Source organism: Centipeda periodontii DSM 2778 (genome assembly GCF_000213975.1).
GTDB lineage: Bacteria > Bacillota > Negativicutes > Selenomonadales > Selenomonadaceae > Centipeda > Centipeda periodontii.
The window spans coordinates 906,235-922,641 of sequence record NZ_GL892076.1; the positions used below are offsets into that span (position 1 = coordinate 906,235).

Below are 16,407 nucleotides of genomic sequence, written 5' to 3' on the forward strand. Positions count from 1 at the left end.
CCAATTTAGTAAAAACCTGTGACTGAACGGGAGAGGGGGAGAAGATTGTGCCGATTGGTGCAGATGCAGCGTATTTTTTTACCGGCTTTTTGATTCTGCTCGGCATAATCGTGAAGCGCTCACCGTTACTATATGCTATTCAGCTTATATGGATGATCTTACTGTTGGGCGGAAACACCTTCGCGTTGGACTTTCCGATCAATGAGGCTTTGTATGAAGCCATTGGAAATAGTGGATACGATTTTTCCATACTGGGATTTGCTTATCAAATATCAGCAGACTATGCTAACCAATATGGATTGGAGTTTACTACCTACAACTTGCTCATATCCATATTCTCAGTTCTTCTTATTGCATGGCAGATACAAAAACACGCAAGGAATTATAATTTAGCTTTTGCGTTGTTATATCTTTATCCCTTTGTGGAAATGGTCATTCAGAAGCGTTTTCTCCCAGCTATGGCGCTGAGCCTTTGGGCACTGCAATACTTAAACAGAGATGGCTGGAAAAATCAAGCGAAGTTTTTTGGCATTTTTATCTTGGCATTAGGCTTCCATAGTGCAGTCGTTTTTTATATTGTGTTTTGGCTATTAGATCGGTTTACACATAAGGGATTTACGCGAAATAAAAAATTTATTATGGCACTGATATGGGGGGGATTGTGTGTAGTATCAAGCATGATTCCGTCGCTTGCAGGAATTATCTTTCCGGCGGATAAAGTGGAACTTTATTTTGAGACGTACGCGGAAAGCAGTGATATATTTAAATTTCTCTTTTGGGCGAGTCTGCATCTATCTGTTGTATTCTTAGTAGCTCATATTTATCGAAAAGTCCCGCAAACAGCATATACCAACCTCGTGTTTCGATTAAATATTTATTCGCTGTTTATCATACCTCTTTATGCGTTTGATCCTGTGTTTATGCGCTATCTTCGTGCCGTATTAATTTTTAACTATATGTTTTTAGGAGATTTCTTTCCCGAACGACTTCTTGTACGTAAACTTGATTTAAAGGCGGGTGGAGGAATCGTCTTATTGAGCATTATTTTTTGTTTAGTATGGTACTATCTAGGTATTGGGAATATGACGTATGAACGAATGGTAGCGCCCATTTTCCAACATAATATGTTTATTTCATAGGGTGTATGTAGTTGAGAAATGAGGTTGGGGTGTATGATAGGCGTTCGTCTAAAGGGCCGGCTAGGAAATCAGTTGTTTATTTATGCGTTTGCCCGTGCCTTGCAGGAGAGAACTAGGCAGGAGGTTCTGATTTACGATCGAAAAGATGAGCTTGATACGATGTGGCACTCCCATTTGGATCGCTATGTATTGAGTCCCTCGGTTCGTTTCACCAGTAAAAAAATCGAAGTCATGAGAATGACTTTGACAGGAAAACTGCTGTTTTTTTTCGATCGAATCTACAGCAGAAAACATAACAGTCATGAGGTGAACGAATATCAGCTTCGTCACTGGGAGAGAAATGTACGAAATGGTTTATTGCTATTGACCTATGGCTATCATCCCCTTCCGGATGAGATTCCGGAGGATATTTTTTGTGACGGATATTTTCAGTCGGCGCGCTTTATTGATGATATTCGGTCAAAATTGATTCAGGAGTTTACACCGAAGGAAGAGCCTTCACCTGACGAGAGTGAGTGGCTTAAGAAAATTGAGTCGACAAATTCTGTTTGTATTACGATACGGTTGGGAGATTACATAGGAAACAGTATCCATCAAGTTTGCACAAAGGAATTTTATCAAGACGCAATGCACAAGATGCGTGAACTGCATCCAAACTGCACCTTCTTTGTATTTTCAGATGAGGTAGACAAAGCTGCACAGATTTTGGACTTTCCGTATGCCGTTCATTTTGATTCGGGGCGCTCACAGGATGCAATGTCGCTTTACATCATGTCACATTGCAAACATTTTATTATATCCAATAGCAGTTTTAGCTGGTGGGCGCAGTATCTTGGCGATGCACCAAACAAAACAGTGATCGCACCCGATCGTTGGTATGCCAATGATACCGTTTGTGAGATTATGCAGGATAGTTGGATTTGCTTGAAATGTTGAGGCAGATGATATGAAAAAATGCTGTTTTATCATACCGTATTTTGGGAAGTTTAACTCGTATTTTCAGTTTTTTCTAGATTCCTGTGGAGCAAATCCTTTGTTTGATTGGCTTATTTTTACGGATGACAAAAGAGAATTTCGCTATCCCGATAACGTGCATGTCGTATATTGTACATTTTCCTATATTCGAGAACGAATACAGGAACAGTTCTCTTTTCCAATTTGTCTTGAACAACCGTATAAACTCTGTGACTATAGAATTTCTTATGGAGTGGTATTTAAGAGAGAACTCAGAGAATATGATTTTTGGGGATTCTGCGACAATGATATGATTTTCGGGCAGCTGGATCATTTTATTACAGAGGCTGTTCTTGAATCGTATGACCGTATTCTCGCACGCGGACATCTTACCCTGTTCCGAAATACCGAGCTTTTGAGAGAATTGTATAAGGCGCATAGTTCTCATCTTTTCGTTGATTATCGATATGTATTTTCGACGAAATATAGTTGCCACTTTGACGAGTTTGAACCGTGGCTTGATGTCTGCAAAGAGCATAACATTAAGCAATGGATTGAACCTGTCATGGCGGATATTGACTGTAACCGTTTACCGTTTCACTTGGTAGATAATATAAAAGATGTAGAGTATCAGATCTTTTCTTGGAATCATGGTACATTGGAGCGCCTCTATGTGGACGAGAATCAAATAAAAAAAGATGAGTGGCTATATATCCACTTTCAGAAAAGAAGAATGGACATCCAAAGTGAGTTGTTAGAGGATGTTACACAAGGAAAATATCCTCCATATCTTATGATACGAAATCAATTTATCTGCGAAAAAGATTTAATGGTGAACGAAATCAAAGATTTTTGTCGGCAGTCTTTTTTGGAGTCCTTGAATTTAGGACGAAAGAAAGCACGACTCAAAGAGATCGTAAATAATGTTGCGAATGGTGCGTTGCATTTTCGTTGGAAAAAGTTTCTGCATAAGAGAAGGATGGAGAAATCATAATGGATCTGAGTGTTATAGTAGCTGTTTACAATCACGACAAAGTGATTCGGCGTTGTGTCGAGAGTCTTTTAGGACAAAAGCAGACGGCGCTCTCAGTAGAAATCCTTTTGATTGATGACGGCTCGGCCGACGAATCAGCTGGTATATGTGACTCCTACAGCGAGCAATATGATTGGATCCATACGTTTCATAAGAAAAATGGTGGATGTGTAGACTCAAGACGATACGGGATTGCCAGAGCGAAGGGAAACTATATTGCCTTTGTGGATGGTGATGACTATGTAGAGTCGGATTATCTGAAAAACATTGAGCGGGCACTGTTAAATCCGGCAGATTATTATATTTTTAACAATAAGAAGACGTTTTTTTTGCAGGATGGGCTTTATGTCGAGAAGAATTTTCTAAGGTCGGGCTATCTGCCGCTTGAAATTGCTGCTGAATGGGTTCTTTTGTCTAAGGCATCTGCTGTATGGGACAAACTTTTTTCTCGCCAATTTATCGAGAAAAATAATATCTCTATTGGGGAAAATATCTCTCAAGGAGAAGATATGTATATCAATTCCAAAATACTAATGCACCGTCCTAAAATTTACGCTCAAAATACATCGTCGTATGTACATATTGCGAATTCTCCTACGAGCATCTTTGTGATGAGTGCTAAAATCAGCCACCTAGAAGACCTTTACATCATGTATAAAACGGGGAAGGAGCTGATCGATCAATTAGAATTATCAGACCGAAAAAGTGAATTTGAGATTCATATTTTGGGAGAGTTTGTAAAAAATATTGGATTGATGGTGCAGGGAGGAGAACGCACGGCTGAAATAAGAGCGTTTTTTTTAAGTCATTCAGATTTATCATTTATACACTGTGTTCGTCCAAAGACCTTAAAAGGAAAAATCTTTGCATTCATTATGAAATCAGAAAGCTATCAGCTGGCAAGAGTGATCGCAGGAGTGATTCATACCAAAATGTATTATCGTAGATTGGATAAGAAGGTAAGCGATAGAACAGTTTTGCACGCAAAGGTCATAAGTTGAACAGCTAATTGAGATACTCGAATATCATGTTGCAGAATATTTCTCGTTCAGTGATATTTGGAGGGGGTAGGGGGGGCGATCATAATGCGTTGTCTTATCGTTGGCGGAACAGGATTTTTAGGAAAAAATTTGGTACGAGGTTTGTTGAAAGAAAACCACGAAGTTGTTGTATATGCACGAGATTATAATAAACTGCATGAGGTCAAGTGTTATTTTGAAAAAGTCGAAGTGATCTGTGGCGATTTTTCCAAGGAAACTGACTTTGAATCTGCGTTAAATGGTGTAGACTGCGTATTCTTTCTTATTAGTGCAACGGGACCTGCCAATAAAAACTTGGAGTTGGACTTTGCACAAAATGTTATGCCGTCTTTTGCTCTATTTGATTGTTGTGCGAGAAAAGGTATTAAGCTGGTGTTTTTTTCATCTGGAGGAACGGTGTATGGTGAACCTCAATATTTACCCATAGATGAAATGCACCCCACGAATCCGATATGTGCCTACGGTATGTCGAAGATGATTTTGGAAAGAACACTGGAATACTATAGAGTTATGTATGGATTGGATTATCTGGTGTTGCGCATATCAAACCCATATGGTCTGGGACAGGAGCCCGCTCGAAGACAAGGCGTAATCGCTGTTTTCCTTGCTCACGTACTTACAGAAAAGGAGATTGAAATATGGGGAAATGGAGAGACTGTACGTGATTATATTTTTGTCGATGATCTGGTAGAAGTTTGTGTGAAAATGATGTCCTATCAGGGTGATGAGCGTATCTTTAATATTGGAAGTGGAAAGGGGGTGACTTTGAATGAGATTTTAACTGTAATTCGTATGTTGACGCGGAAGGAAATTCATGTCATATATAAAGAGAAAAGAATGCAGGATGTAAAGAGCAACATACTGGATATTTCCAAAATAAAATGCGAGATGGACTGGTATCCTGCTACGAGTTTATATGATGGAATTCAATGTATGAGCAAAGCATGGGATTCCCAACGGGAGCAGTTTGGTTTTTGAGGTGTTCTTCAGACAAACTGTTAGAAAATGACTGAGCGTTAAGAAGTGGTGAGGGAAGATGGTAATAAATTTCTCATTTTATAAGACTGCGGTGCGTAAATATATACAAAAAAAACTATCTGATTTTCCCAGACTTAATTATTTACAAAGAGTATGGCGAAACAGAAAAGACGATGCTTTTGTTTCTCAGGTTATGAATATAAATCATGATCCTGATGTTATTCGAATCCAGTCCTTTGGGCAGAAAAATCAAGAAAAAAACATCTATTTCATAGAGATAGACGGTGGAAAAATTGGAATGGGGGCATATCTGCGTCAAATCTTATATGCCCTGTTTGAAGCTGATCAGCTGGGATTTGTTCCAGCTGTTAGTTTCCGACGAGAAACCTGTTTATATGCAGAAAATGAGCCTGTCGATGGGAAAGACAATCCCTTTGAATATTATTTTGATCAAGTGAGTGATATATCCATAGAAGATGTTTATCAAAGTAATCGCGTGTTTCTCTTTCATCATATGCATGCGTATCGAATAGAACGGGATTTAGGAAACTTGAATCCGAATATGCCATGTGGATATATTGTTGATGATGTATATTTGGAAAAATTGGCCAATATTTATGGAAAGTATATACATTTGAATGCAAAGACGGCTGAAATGTTTCGTTTAGATACGGAACAGCTATGTGCCAACTGGAAGGAAAAAAATATATTAGGAGTACATATTCGTGGTACGGATTTTGCATTAAACTGGGGAAATCACCCCAATATGGTTACAGCGGATGAATTTATAGAAGCTATTGATGAAGCCTTGGGAGAGCATGACTATGACTATATCTTCTTGGCTACCGATGACCAAAGGAGATTGGATGTATTACGTGAGAGATATGGTTCAAAATTGCTTTATTATAAAGATGTTTTGAGAGGTGATACGGAACTGTTTATAGCGATGGAAAAAAACGCCCGCCCTATGAATCGCTATCTAAATGGCCTGGAGGTTATTCGGGATATGTATACGTTAGCCAGCTGCGAGGGGTTTATTTGTGGACTATCTCAAGTGTCTATATTGACAAGAATTATTCGCTTGTCCAGAAAAGAATCATATACATATCTCAAGGTATTGGATAAAGGTCTTTATCAGGGATAAATCATGCGAGTAGCAAATGTGTTGCACAATAGCATATACTCGATGACACTTTATGTCGTGTTAGCGCTTTTTGGCATATTGATACGGCAGGCATTTACGCGTCATTTACCTATTGAGTTCCTTGGTCTTGAGGGGTTGTTTACCAATATAATTTCTCTATTGTCCATTGCTGAAATGGGAATCAGTGCCGTGGTCAGCTACGGCCTTTATCGAGAACTTGCAAATAAAAACGAAGCCGAAATTAATATGTTGATGAGTATCTATCGATATATCTATCTCATCATAGGCACGCTGGTTGCTCTGATAGGGGGGGCTCTGTTCTTCTTTTTGCCGTGGATTGTACGGGATAATAGTGTTGAATGGGGGTATGTCCAATTCGTTTATGTGATCCAAATTTGTACAGTTTTAAGCACCTACTTTCTGGCATATCGACGTACGTTATTTGCTGCAGACCAAAAGGACTATATCTGTATTCGCATAGATCTTGTCTGTTCGTTTGCTGCAAACCTTGTGAAGTTCGCTACGATTGTGATCTGGGAGAGTTATACAATGTATGCACTCTCCGCACTTTGCTTTAATATTTTGGCGAATTTGATTATATCGCATCGTCTTGGACAGGAATACCCGTTTCTGTGTACTGTCAAGGTTACTATACAGGATCTGATACAACGAAAGTTTTTTGTGGATGTAAAAAATTTACTGATTCACAAACTGTCTTATGCCGTCTATAGCGGGTGTGACGTGATTGTTATTTCGTCTGTTTTGGGGCTGCGAACGGCCGGGCTGGTGGCGAACTATATTCTCCTTTACGATGGTGTTTATAAACTTTTGTATAAGACTTTACAGGGGATTGTTCCTTCAATCGCGAATTTACTTCATACGGCTGATGGAGAAAAGAGCTATCGTGTTTATCGTATGTTGGATTTCGTTTATTTTTTGATTGGGGGCTATGTTGCCTGCGTCTACTTTATTGTACTTCAACCATTTGTAACTTTGTTTTTTGGAGCAGATTTCTTGCTTGAGGATGCCTATGTGGTGGCATTGACATGTAAAGTATTTCTAAGTATGCAGTTTGAAAATGCGTGTAATTTTCGAAACACATACGGCATTTTTGAAAATGATCGTGGCTATTTGGTTTTGGCTGCTGTAATGAATTTCATTCTATCAGTGATATTATCCCATTACCTCGGACTTGTCGGTGTTATGGTTGGTACGATTATAGGGCTGTGGTTTATCACTTATAGTCGGGTGCAGTTTGTCTTTCGTGTGATCTTCCGGCGGAGTATGAAGAAATATTTGTGGAATCACGCATGGTGGAGTGTCGTCGTTCTACTGGAAGTCTTGTTGATTGACCAAATATTAAGTGCCCCCTTTTTTTCATCAACGTACATGGGGCTAATGATCAAGTGTTTCTGCGCAGGAATTTTGATGTTGGGAATGCAGGTCATTGTGTTCCATCGACGTGAGGAGTTTCGTAGTGTCTGCCTATACATAGGTGAAGTTAGAGATATTCTTATGAGTAAGATTCAAGGGAGGAAATCTCAATGAAGAAAGTTTTGATTACAGGAATTACGGGGCAGGATGGCTCCTATCTTACGGAGTTATTGTTGGAAAAGGGATATGAGGTACACGGCATCATTCGCAGACAGAGCAGCCAAAATACAGAGCGGATCGATCATATCTTGAATGATCTGGTGCTTGCCAATCGTGTTTTCCTGCACTATGGTGACATGACGGACTCGAGTAATGCCCATGCACTCATCCGCAAGATTCAGCCAGATGAGGTCTATAATCTTGCGGCGCAGTCACATGTTGCCGTATCGTTTGAGGTGCCGGAATATACGGCAGAGGCGACAGGTGTCGGTACGATTCGTCTACTTGAAGCGATTCGCCAGAGTGGGCTGCCTATTCGGTTCTATCAGGCGTCGACCTCGGAGCTTTTTGGTGGATTGCCTGAGACAGCTCCGCAGAGCGAGGTAACTCCATTTTATCCCAAGAGTCCTTATGGGGCGGCAAAGCTCTACTCATTTTGGATCACGAAGAACTATCGTGAATCTTATGGAATGTTTGCCTGCAACGGAATCCTCTTTAACCATGAGTCTCCACGACGTGGGGAGACTTTTGTAACGCGTAAAATAACGCTTGCAGTTGCTCGGATTACGAAGGGTTTGCAGGAAAAGCTGACTCTGGGAAATCTTGAAGCAAAGCGTGATTGGGGCTTTGCGGGCGACTATGTAGAGGGCATGTGGCGTATTCTTCAGCAGGAACAACCGGAAGACTATGTGCTTGCGACGAACGAGACGCATACCGTGCGTGAGTTTGTTGAGAAGGCTTTTGCTGAGACAGGCGTTTCCATCCGTTGGGAAGGAAAAGGTGTCAATGAGAAAGGATATGATGCCAAAACAGGAAGACTCCTTGTCGATGTGTCAGAGCAGTTCTATCGCCCCGCAGAAGTTGAACTCCTCTGGGGAGACTCGACGAAAGCTGAACGTGAATTGGGGTGGAAACGTAAAGTCGGATTCTCTGAATTGGTGTCCATGATGGTAAAAGCAGATTTGGAAAAGTACGTTCAGTAAATGTGATACAACAATATCAGGAGAATACACTATGGGAAACAGAATTATTACAGAAGATATTGAATCTATATGGTCAGAAATAGACTTATCTCCTCTGGCTGGCAAAAGTGTTTTGATTACAGGGGCAAGCGGTGTAATTGGAACCTATATGACATATTCCCTTCTTCGTTGGAATACGTTTTCTATGGATAAGATAGGGGTTTCTCTTTTGATTCACAGGGAGCTTCCAGATCATTTAAAAGAACTGGAACAAAACCCGGCTATTTCGATTTATCGTGGCGATTTATCGGACTGTCAGTTCTTTGAGACATTACCGACTTTTGATTGTATTATTCATGCGGCGGGATATGGTCAGCCAAGCCTCCTAATGGAAAATCCGATTAAGACGATTCGCATAAAAACAATGGCAACTGATTTTTTGCTGTCTCATCTTGCTCCGTCAGGGCGCTTTCTCTTTATAAGTACGAGTGAGGTTTATAGCGGTTCGTCGGATATGCCATATACAGAGTCAACCGTTGGTACCACAATGCCGGATCACATGCGCTCTTGTTATATCGAGGGAAGTCGTTGTGGTGAGGCGATTTGTCATGCGTATATGGGAGCGGATAAGACCATCCGAATTGGTCGGGTGTCCTTGCTATATGGTCCGGGAGGTCGCAAAACAGACAGACGCATATTTTATGAGTTTATTAGAAAAGCACTGGGGGGCTCCATTCAGATGATGGATGCGGGCAGAGGCAAACGCGTATGCTGTTATATTTCAGATACGGTGTCAATTTTGTGGAATATTCTTCTGCGTGGCAAAGAACACACCTATAATGTCGGCGGCGTGTCGCATACGACGATTGCAGAACTTGCCAGAATGATTGGCGAAAAACTGAAGGCGCCTGTAATATGTCCCAAAGAAGAACAGGGGCTAACTGGTGCTCCGAAAGATGTTGTTCCTGATGTCAGTCGCGCAATTTCTGAATTTGGAAAGAAGGATTTTGTTTCTTTGAACGATGGTCTCGACCGAACAATATCGTGGTATCGCGAGAATCTTTCTTGATGGGGTGATACTGAATGGAACTTTCAGATAAAATCTACGTCGCAGGGCATACAGGGATGGTTGGTTCTGCCATTGTCCGTCATCTGCAAAAGAGCGGGTATCATAATCTGCTGCTGAGAACGCATAGTGAACTTGATTTAACAGATCAACAAGCGACAAAGAGTTTCTTCAAGCAGGAACATCCGGACTATGTGTTTATCGCCGCAGCGAAGGTCGGTGGAATACAGGCGAACAGTACATTTCCTGCGGATTTTCTCTATGTAAATTTGATGATCAATGCGAATATTATCCATGCGGCACATGAAGTCGGTGTGAAAAAACTCTTGGCTTTGGGAAGTGCCTGTATTTATCCGAAGTTTGCAGAGCAGCCGCTGCGAGAGGAAGCCTTTTTGGATGGAAAACCTGAGCCAACCAATGAAGGCTACGCCATTGGTAAGATTACGGCGTTGGAGCTGGCGAAGTTTTTTCATCGTCAGTACAATGATCCGTTTATCAGTTGTATGCCAACGAATATTTACGGTGAGAATGATGACTTTGATTTGCAGGGATCCCATGTGATTCCGGCGATGATTCGTAAATTCCATACGGCAAAACTGGAGGGGGCGGATTCTGTTACTCTCTGGGGGACGGGGAGTCCAAAGCGTGAGTTCCTCTATGTAGATGATCTTGCGGATGCTTGTGTTTTCCTTATGGAGAATTATGATGAAGAGGAGCATATCAATATCGGCAGCGGTGAGGAAGTGTCCATGAAGGAGCTGGCAGAGGAGATTGCATCCGTTGTCGGTTTTAATGGAGAACTGATATATGATACGGAGAAGCCGGATGGAGCACCTCGCCGTCTTGTGGATTCTACCCGTATTCATGAACTTGGATGGCAGCATAAGGTGGCGTTGCGTGAGGGGCTTGAACGTTCGTATCAGTATTTTTTAAATCACTGTGTAGATAAGTAAGCGTTTTTTGCGAAGGTGGTGTAGTATATGGAGCGATATCGGGATCCTGTTCATGGCTTTATTGAAGTACGGCCGTTGGAGAAGAAGATTATCGATTCTGCGCCATTTCAGCGCCTTCGTCACATCAAGCAGCTTGCCATGACAAATCTTGTGTTCCATGGGGCAGAGCATACGCGCTTTGGCCATTCACTTGGTGTGATGCACTTGGTGACGAAGGCGTTTCGTATGGCTGTTGAAAATGGAAGTGAAGAGTATCCTTTTTCATCTGCAAAGAAAGAGTGGTATGAACAGATTCTTCGCCTTATTGCTTTAACACATGATCTAGGGCATGCGCCGTTCTCTCATGCTTCGGAATCAGTTTTTCCTGATGGAGTAGAGCATGAGGACTTCACTGAAAAAATTGTCAAACAGACATCGATAGCTGAGCACATTTCTAATATTGGAAATGAATTTAAGGAACAATATGGCGAAGCTTATGCTATTACTTCTGAATTGATTTGCGATATATATCGTGGCAGGATTTCTGGAATAAATTCGGAGTTCACCTTCCTTAAAAGCTTCATGGATGGGGAACTCGATTGCGATAAGATGGATTATCTTTTGCGTGATTCTCTTTACTGTGGAGTCAACTATGGAAAATATGATCTTGATAGATTGTTGGCTTCATTGACAATTGATGGTAAAGATGGGTTTCCGCGACTTGCCATAGATTATGGAGGACTTAAGGTTTTTGAGGAATTTGTATTGGCACGATACTTTATGTTCACCGAAGTCTATTTTCACCGCACACGTCGTTATTTTGATATTGTCTTAGGCAAGGCGCTACAACAGATCTTACCTAATGGGAAGTATCCTAAAAAGATTTCTTCCTATTTGAAGTGGGATGATGTACGTGTATTACAAGAGTGTCGAAAAAAGATGAGTAAGGATGAATATTGTCGATATATCGTGGAAAGATATGTATACCCTTGTGTTTATGAAACATCGGCACATGCCGTAGGAGATTCTTTGGAACTGTATAAGGGGATGAAAGGGCTACTACATAAAGATTTTGAAAAGAATCTTTTTATTGAGGATACTTCTGCTGATAAGATGCCACATAAAATTCCTGTTCAGTCTAGCATAGAGGATGAGAAAGCTGTTGTTTTGTTAAACAAGAGAATGGGGAAACGAGTTTCTATTTCGGATGAATCTCATATTATTAGGGCGTTAGCAAATAAAATTGGAATCAGGAGGCTATATGCCCATCCAGACATAGCTGAACAAGCAAGAACCGTTGTCCGAAATTGGTATAACCCGCATGAGGAGGAAGCTCAATGAAACTGATTGAAAAATATGCATTCCTGATAGGAGATATTTGTAAGGATCAACAGACTGGCAAGAAGAAGCTGCAGAAGCTTATGTATCTGATTGAGCGGAAAGGTGTTCAATTAGACCTAAGATATTCGATTCATTTTTTTGGTCCGTATAGTGCAAGGTTGGATCACGCTATCCATATTCTTGAAAATGAGGAGTGGCTAGATATTGATACATCTCGGCAGACACATCGGATTATCATGAAAGAATCAGCAAGCACTCAACTTGAAGAGGGAAGTGCTCTTGCAGAAGCGGAAAGTGCTCTTGTTGATGAAGTGCGTGCAGCTTTTTATGATAAATCCCCTATGGAACTTGAAGCGTTGACAACGATTGATTATGTAGCAACTACTTTGTTGCATGGGAATGCTACGAGAGCAGATGTAATAAAACAGGTGAAAATAATAAAGGGGAAGAAGTTTTCTTCTCAGGAGTTAGAAAAAGAGTATGATGTCCTGATTGAGCAAGGATATCTTTCTGCATAATCGTGTTTTAGAAGGAGAGCACAGATATGGAAAAGATTGGTGTTGGGTATGCGTATGTCAGTGATGCTGAGAAACGCTATGTCAATGAGGCATTGGATGCAGGACGTCTTTCGCAGGGGAAGATGGTTCATAAATTTGAGAAAGAGTTTGCGCGACTTCATGACCAAAAGTATGGTGTCGCTTGTAACAGTGGAACGTCTGCCCTGCACGTTTGCCTAGAGGCAATGAAAGAAGTCTACAGGTGGGAAGATGGCAGTGAAGTTCTTGTTCCTGCGATTACCTTTATTGCCACATCGAATGCCTGTATTCATGCAGGATTGAAACCTGTCTTTGTCGATGTGGATCCAATCTCGTATAACATGGATGCCTTCAAAATGGAGGAGCGCATCACGGATAAGACCGTTGCGGCAATTCCAGTGCATACATTTGGACAGCCGTGTGAGATGGATGCAATCATGGCTGTAGCAGAAAAGCATGGTCTGCGTATTTTGGAAGACTGTGCAGAAGCGCATTTTGCAACCTATAAGGGGAAAAAGATTGGCAGCTTTGGCGACATGGCTGCGTTCAGTACCTATGTTGCGCATACGATCACCACAGGCATCGGGGGCGTTATCACGACGAATAATCTGGTGTTGACGGAAATTTCCCGCTCGCTTATCGCGCATGGACGTGCCTGTACCTGTGAGACATGCTTGGCATCTGACCCGAGACAGGTGTGCAAGCTGCGTATGCAGACCGAGATGGACAAGCGCTTTATGATGGTGCGTATGGGCTACAGCTACCGCATTGGCGAGCTGGAAGGTGCTCTTGGGCTTGGTCAGCTCGAGAATCGTGATCTGATTATGAATACGCGCAAGGAGAACGCGCATTATCTTAGCGAGAGGTTGCAGGGAACAGAGAAGTATTTACAGCTTCCTAAGTATCCGGATTATGTCGATCATTCGTTTATGATGTATCCGATTGTCATCAAGAAAGATGCACCATTCACGCGGGATGATTTTACGCATTTCTTAGAGAAGAATAACATTGAAACACGACCGATGCTTCCGCTGTTGAACCAACCTGTTTACAAGAAACTCTTTGGCGACATCGAGCATGACTATCCGGTTGCCGAGTGGCTGGACCATTACGGACTCTACGTTGGGTGTCATCACGGGCTGAGCAAGGAACAGCTCGATAAGCTTGTAGCGACAATTAAAACATTTTTGCAGGATAAAGCATAAAATATGGAATGCGGGAGGCTTCTGTGGTAGAGGTTTCCCGTATTTCATAATATAATTGTGAGAGAGAATGGTATGCAAATCGTATTACTTTCCGGCGGTGCGGGCAAGCGGTTATGGCCGCTATCGAATGACCTTTACTCGAAGCAGTTTCTCCGACTTCTGAAACGAGAAGATGGCACGCGGGAGTCGATGATTCAGCGTGTCTGTCGTCAGATGCAAAACGTTGCATCGAATATACCGATTACCGTTGCGACGGGACGGGAACAGGTTTCTCTGATTCGACGCCAGCTTGGATCGGGGGTGAATATCTCCATTGAGCCATGCAGGCGTGATACGTTCCCGGCGATTTCCTTGGTCTGCGCATATTTGCATGAGGTGCGTGGTGTTTCTCTCGATGAAGCAGTCGCAATTTGCCCTGCCGACCCTTATGTCGACGGGGATTATTTCCATGCGGTTCTCCGGCTTCTTGAGGAGGCGGAACGGGAAAACTCTGCGAACCTTGTCTTGATGGGAATTGAGCCGACATATCCGAGTGAGAAGTATGGCTATATAATTCCTGTGTCCCAAGAAGCACAGAGCATGGTGCAGTCGTTCAAAGAAAAACCGGATAAGGAAAATGCTGAGGAGTACATTGCGCAGGGAGCATTATGGAACAGCGGTGTCTTTGCATTCAAGCTTGGCTATGCGCTTGGAAAGGCACGTGAACTGCTGGACTATACGGACTATGAGGAGCTTTTCAACCGCTATGAGGAACTCACCAAAATTAGTTTTGATTATGCCGTGGTTGAGAAAGAAAAAAATATTGCAGTTCAGCGTTATAGCGGGACATGGCTTGACATTGGTACATGGAATACGCTTGCCGAGGTGATGCCTGAGTCTTCGATCGGTCGTGTCACGATGGATGAGATGTGCAAAAATGTCCATGTTGTGAATACGCTCCCCATGCCGATCCTCTGCATGGGACTGAAGGATGTTGTGGTTGCGGCGAGTCCAGAGGGCATTCTCATTTCGGATAAGGAGCGCTCCAGCGCGATGAAACCCTATGCCGAAAAACTCCATACTCCTGTGATGTATACCGAAAAATCATGGGGCGAGTTTCGCATTATCGACGCGGAAACGGAGAGTCTCACGATCAAGATCACACTCAGTCCGGGACGTTCTCTGACCTATCACCTGCACGAGCGACGCGATGAGACGTGGACGGTGATCGAAGGGCGCGGCTGGGTGAAGCTCGACGGCAACGAGTTCGCCGTTGCCGAGGGGCAGACTGTGCGTATCCCACGCGGCTCGTTCCATACGATACGGGCGGAGACGCTGTTGAAGGTAATGGAGATTCAAACCGGTGAGGATATTGACGTGGATGATAAAATTATATGGGGAAACTCTAAAGGGTAGGATAAAGTGAGATGAGGTATACCCTTCCCTCAGTATTGTTTTGTTGCGTGATATATCTGGGAGGGTGTACTATGAACTGCCGTACAGCTGTATTTCCTGAAAGCAGTGTATTTCTCATTACCGGCGGCGCGGGCTTTATCGGCTCGAATCTGTGCGAAGCGATCCTGTCGATGGGGCACAGGGTTCGTGTGCTGGACAATCTGTCCACGGGGTATGCAGAGAATATCGCGGGATTTCGGAGCAATCCAAAGTTCGAGTTCATCGAGGGCGACATTCGGGATGCCGACATCTGCAACCATGTATGTGATAGTGTGGACTATGTTCTGCATCATGCCGCTGGAGTGAGTGTGCCGGAGAGCATCGAGAAGCCGGTCGACTATACGCTGACGAATATCATGGGCACGGTCAACATGATGGAGGCTGCGGCGAAAAATAGTGTGAAGAAGTTTGTCTATGCGTCGAGTTCCGCCGTCTATGGCGATGACGAGACGATGCCGAAGCGGGAGGAGATTGTCGGGAACCGCCTTTCGACATATGCGGTGACAAAATTTGCCGCAGAGGAGTATGCGCATCAGTATACGATGCACTACGGTCTCGACTGTTACGGGATGCGTTATTTCAACGTGTATGGTCGCCGCCAGGATCCGAACGGTGCGTATGCGGCGGTGATTCCGAAGTTCATCGAGTGCCTGCTCCGCGATGAGCCGCCGACGATCCACGGGGACGGTGAGCAGTCGCGTGATTTTGTCTATGTGGAGGATGTTGTTCAGGCAAATCTTCTCGCGTGTGTTGCGCCGCATGAGGCGGCGGGCGAGGCGTACAATGTCGCCTCCGGGAAACGATCGAGTCTGAACGAGATGTATACGGTTCTCAGCAAGCTTCTCGGAAAAGATTTGAAGCCGATTTTCAGATCGGAACGCAAGGGTGATATTCGACATAGCGGCGCGGATATCTCGAAGATTCGGGAAAAGCTCGGCTATGAACCGGAATATGATTTCGAGAATGGGATTAAAGAAGCAATTCAGTGGTATAAAGAAAAGTTGTAGGAATGAAAAGGGCAGTTGCACGAAGTCTTATAGGCTCGTGCAA

General features: G+C 42.9%; 15 protein-coding genes. All 15 read left to right on the forward strand.

The window, feature by feature from the left end; all coding sequences use genetic code 11:
* Positions 1 to 47 precede the first annotated feature (47 nt).
* Positions 48 to 1,139, forward strand: coding sequence for an EpsG family protein (locus HMPREF9081_RS04075; RefSeq protein ID WP_006305729.1), 1,092 nt, complete (start codon positions 48 to 50; stop codon positions 1,137 to 1,139).
* Between the two features lie 33 nt (positions 1,140 to 1,172).
* The gene (locus HMPREF9081_RS12745) at positions 1,173 to 2,075 is read left to right on the forward strand and encodes an alpha-1,2-fucosyltransferase (RefSeq protein WP_050795009.1); all 903 of its coding nucleotides are present in this window, start codon (positions 1,173 to 1,175) and stop codon (positions 2,073 to 2,075) included.
* Between the two features lie 10 nt (positions 2,076 to 2,085).
* On the forward strand, positions 2,086 to 3,087 hold the full coding sequence (locus HMPREF9081_RS12755; RefSeq protein WP_006305731.1) for a DUF6625 family protein: 1,002 nt from the start codon (positions 2,086 to 2,088) through the stop codon (positions 3,085 to 3,087).
* Positions 3,087 to 4,127, forward strand: coding sequence for a glycosyltransferase family 2 protein (locus tag HMPREF9081_RS12760; RefSeq protein WP_006305732.1), 1,041 nt, complete (start codon positions 3,087 to 3,089; stop codon positions 4,125 to 4,127). Before HMPREF9081_RS12755 ends, HMPREF9081_RS12760 begins: the two co-directional genes overlap by 1 nt.
* 84 nt (positions 4,128 to 4,211) lie before the next feature.
* Positions 4,212 to 5,144: an NAD-dependent epimerase/dehydratase family protein gene (locus HMPREF9081_RS04095; protein ID WP_040394464.1), complete on the forward strand. Its 933-nt coding sequence runs from the start codon at positions 4,212 to 4,214 to the stop codon at positions 5,142 to 5,144.
* 58 nt (positions 5,145 to 5,202) lie between these two features.
* On the forward strand, positions 5,203 to 6,288 hold the full coding sequence (locus HMPREF9081_RS04100) for an O-fucosyltransferase family protein (RefSeq protein WP_245529853.1): 1,086 nt from the start codon (positions 5,203 to 5,205) through the stop codon (positions 6,286 to 6,288).
* 42 nt (positions 6,289 to 6,330) lie between these two features.
* Positions 6,331 to 7,836 carry a lipopolysaccharide biosynthesis protein gene (locus HMPREF9081_RS04105; protein ID WP_006305735.1) on the forward strand — a complete coding sequence of 502 codons (1,506 nt, stop codon included), beginning with the start codon at positions 6,331 to 6,333 and terminating at the stop codon, positions 7,834 to 7,836.
* On the forward strand, positions 7,833 to 8,864 hold the full coding sequence (gene gmd / locus HMPREF9081_RS04110) for a GDP-mannose 4,6-dehydratase (RefSeq protein ID WP_006305736.1): 1,032 nt from the start codon (positions 7,833 to 7,835) through the stop codon (positions 8,862 to 8,864). Before HMPREF9081_RS04105 ends, gmd begins: the two co-directional genes overlap by 4 nt.
* A 31-nt stretch (positions 8,865 to 8,895) precedes the next feature.
* On the forward strand, positions 8,896 to 9,912 hold the full coding sequence (locus HMPREF9081_RS04115) for an NAD-dependent epimerase/dehydratase family protein (RefSeq protein WP_006305738.1): 1,017 nt from the start codon (positions 8,896 to 8,898) through the stop codon (positions 9,910 to 9,912).
* A 14-nt stretch (positions 9,913 to 9,926) separates the two neighbouring features.
* Positions 9,927 to 10,862: a GDP-L-fucose synthase family protein gene (locus tag HMPREF9081_RS04120; protein WP_006305739.1), complete on the forward strand. Its 936-nt coding sequence runs from the start codon at positions 9,927 to 9,929 to the stop codon at positions 10,860 to 10,862.
* Positions 10,863 to 10,889: 27 nt separating this feature from the next.
* Positions 10,890 to 12,182: an HD domain-containing protein gene (locus HMPREF9081_RS12765; RefSeq protein ID WP_006305741.1), complete on the forward strand. Its 1,293-nt coding sequence runs from the start codon at positions 10,890 to 10,892 to the stop codon at positions 12,180 to 12,182.
* A complete protein-coding gene (locus tag HMPREF9081_RS12770) occupies positions 12,179 to 12,700 on the forward strand; it encodes a Panacea domain-containing protein (RefSeq protein WP_006305743.1) in 522 nt (173 codons plus the stop codon). Before HMPREF9081_RS12765 ends, HMPREF9081_RS12770 begins: the two co-directional genes overlap by 4 nt.
* 26 nt (positions 12,701 to 12,726) lie before the next feature.
* Positions 12,727 to 13,923, forward strand: coding sequence for a DegT/DnrJ/EryC1/StrS family aminotransferase (locus HMPREF9081_RS04135; RefSeq protein ID WP_006305745.1), 1,197 nt, complete (start codon positions 12,727 to 12,729; stop codon positions 13,921 to 13,923).
* A gap of 72 nt (positions 13,924 to 13,995) precedes the next feature.
* The gene (locus HMPREF9081_RS04140; RefSeq protein WP_006305746.1) at positions 13,996 to 15,318 is read left to right on the forward strand and encodes a sugar phosphate nucleotidyltransferase; all 1,323 of its coding nucleotides are present in this window, start codon (positions 13,996 to 13,998) and stop codon (positions 15,316 to 15,318) included.
* Positions 15,319 to 15,389: 71 nt separating this feature from the next.
* The gene (locus HMPREF9081_RS04145) at positions 15,390 to 16,364 is read left to right on the forward strand and encodes an SDR family oxidoreductase (RefSeq protein WP_006305747.1); all 975 of its coding nucleotides are present in this window, start codon (positions 15,390 to 15,392) and stop codon (positions 16,362 to 16,364) included.
* The last annotated feature ends 43 nt before the right edge of the window (positions 16,365 to 16,407 follow it).